The sequence below is a fragment of the Rhodococcus sp. IEGM 1241 genome (assembly GCF_033142365.1).
Classification (GTDB): Bacteria; Actinomycetota; Actinomycetes; order Mycobacteriales; family Mycobacteriaceae; genus Rhodococcus_F; species Rhodococcus_F erythropolis.
In genome coordinates, this window is sequence record NZ_JAWLSE010000049.1 from 1 (window position 1) to 2,205 (window position 2,205).

The 2,205-nt window shown below is 58.4% G+C and carries 3 protein-coding genes; 2 read left to right on the forward strand and 1 reads right to left on the reverse strand.

The genetic code is table 11. The features are described from left to right. Positions 1 to 697: 697 nt before the first annotated feature. Entirely contained in the window at positions 698 to 886 is a 189-nt protein-coding gene (locus tag R4P70_RS32535) for a hypothetical protein (protein WP_317833824.1), read from the forward strand. 115 nt (positions 887 to 1,001) lie between these two features. Here the strand turns inward: R4P70_RS32535 and R4P70_RS32540 are convergent, their stop codons facing one another. Beyond that, entirely contained in the window at positions 1,002 to 1,178 is a 177-nt protein-coding gene (locus R4P70_RS32540; protein ID WP_317833827.1) for a hypothetical protein, read from the reverse strand. A 237-nt stretch (positions 1,179 to 1,415) separates the two neighbouring features. Between R4P70_RS32540 and R4P70_RS32545 the strand changes: the two genes are divergently transcribed. Continuing rightward, positions 1,416 to 2,168: a dsDNA nuclease domain-containing protein gene (locus R4P70_RS32545; protein WP_317833828.1), complete on the forward strand. Its 753-nt coding sequence runs from the start codon at positions 1,416 to 1,418 to the stop codon at positions 2,166 to 2,168. Positions 2,169 to 2,205: the final 37 nt, after the last annotated feature.

Here is a 2,205-nt window from a genome sequence, read left to right on the forward strand (position 1 = left end):
CTCCCGATGCTCCGCATCGGGAACGGAGCGGCTCGCTTCGCTCCCCGCCAGGGAGCCGCTGCGCGGCTCGCAGTGGGTCCAGCTAGGCTGCCGTCGATCGAGTCGCTGCGCGCCTCTAAATTCCTGAATTATCTTTGTCGCCAAAGGATTTGATCGGAACTGTGAATTCGGTACCCAAGTACCAAACGAGGCTGGGGAGGAGCGGGGGGTCGCTCGAAGCTACCCCGTCTCGCGTCTGCCAACTCATCGTCATCATGCTTCCCATCCTACAGGACCCCACCCCAAACCGCAAAACAACACAGAACCACGAAATATCGAAATCGTAACCACCACAACACAATTCGATCCTCTCCAAAACATCTTCATGCGCAACCACCGAAACAGATTACCCACCAAACGATCACCCAAAGTTACTGAAACGCAACAACATTCAAAAAATCGGCCCACATACGCCCCGCCGAGCACCCCGACACTCCCCCACCACCGAACCCGAGCACCCGCCGGCCCCATCAGCCGGCCCCAATTCGCCGGCGCCCCAACTCCACGAACACACCACCCCGGGACGTGCCATCTACGCAGGTCACAAGCCCGCAACAACTCAATTCCCCTACACGAACATGTGATCTCGCCCGTAGCTCGAACAACAAGAGATGAGGACGCACCCACGCGGAACTCCAATCCACTACGAGGAGCAGAAATGCACGAGCACGACGACCAGACCCCAGACAACCACCGCCCCACCAGGGGCGAGCAGCTCCGCGCCCTCGCCCAACGGGTACCGAACACGATCAAGATCTTTCTCACCGCCTGCATCGTCGACTGCCTCGCCGACGCCACCACCGAACAGGTCTCACAGCTCCTCCACACCCTCACCAATCAGCAATAGCCACACCCACACCCCCAACACACGAAAAAGCCCCCCCACCACAGGGTGAGAGGCCATTTTCGGAGCACGCAACGAAGAGGACCGGCCCGGTAGCTTCGGGCCGATCCTTTATCGCCTACCGATCCACGCTCACGCGAACCGCAACAACGCGATACGCGTCCGCGTCCTCCAGACGCGGAGCAATCGAATCAGGGTTGTCGGCGTTCCACTCACCCGCACGAGCAACCGAGTGACGGATTGCGCGGCGCGCAGCCTGATCGAAGCCTTCCGGAGCCTCGACGGTGACATGCACAACGCTGAAACCAATCTCGCACCAAATGAATACCCAAAACTACTGATATCCAACATCATTCAATATCGTTCAAATCGTGCCTCACTCCGCTCCATCTCCGAGCCAAAACACCTACGCGAAACCGTGCACGCAACTCATCTTGCCTTCTTGGAATGTGGTACCTCTAAAGATCCTCGCTTCCGACGTTGCGCGGACAGACTAAATGCGCTCTGTGCGCCGGGCCGGCAGGAGACCTTGATGGTCAGTGCAGCAGAACCAAGCACCGAGACAGAAGACCTCGTCGAACCCACACCGAACGCCATCGACGAGGACGGTCTCACTCACGCAGTCTTCAACCTGTCTCCAGGGGAGGACAGCGGCTCCGACACGCTGGGACGATACCGCTACCAAGCAGAGGTCGCTGCACGCGATTGCCTAGCTATGCTCACCCAGACAACCATTGACTTCATCGTTTGCGAGTGGCATGAAGACTTCGTCGTCGCACTGACTGACGGATCTGTGGAACTGGTCTCGGTCAAACACCGAGAAGAAGACCAGGGACCTTGGACACTCACGGAATTATGTAAGAGCGGCGGATTGGCGCATCTCTACGACCGCTGGTGCGCTTGTGAATGCGCTCCCAACGTCCGACTGCGGTTAGCTACGAACGCAGCACTCAGCCCCGCCAAAAGCAACGCTTCCACACTGGCGCGGATGTGCGGACCCGAGCCGGAACTCATCAGTGGGCTAGCCGACATGGTGAAGAAAATTGCCCGCCAAATGCTTAAAATCCGCTGGAAGCAGTCGTATACCAATATCCCCGAGACACCAGAGGTCCGCAGGCTCGACGACATACAGCTACCAGCTGGGTTCGCCGACAAGGTCACTCGCTTCCTCACGGTGCTTGAGATATCGAACGATCCTCCCCAGCGCCGCTACATCACCGACGTCAACGTCCAAAGTCTCCTAGTTGTTGTGGGTATGGACGTTGCTGACGCGGGATTGAAGTAGACGGGCTGGTCCTCGGCGTAAGAATGGGAGTTGCGAC

What these genes read in the sequence shown, in the direction of transcription:
- R4P70_RS32535 (WP_317833824.1), top strand. Translation starts at nt 698, where the DNA reads ATGCACGAGCACGACGACCAGACCCCAGACAACCACCGCCCCACCAGG.
- R4P70_RS32545 (WP_317833828.1), top strand. Translation starts at nt 1,416, where the DNA reads ATGGTCAGTGCAGCAGAACCAAGCACCGAGACAGAAGACCTCGTCGAA.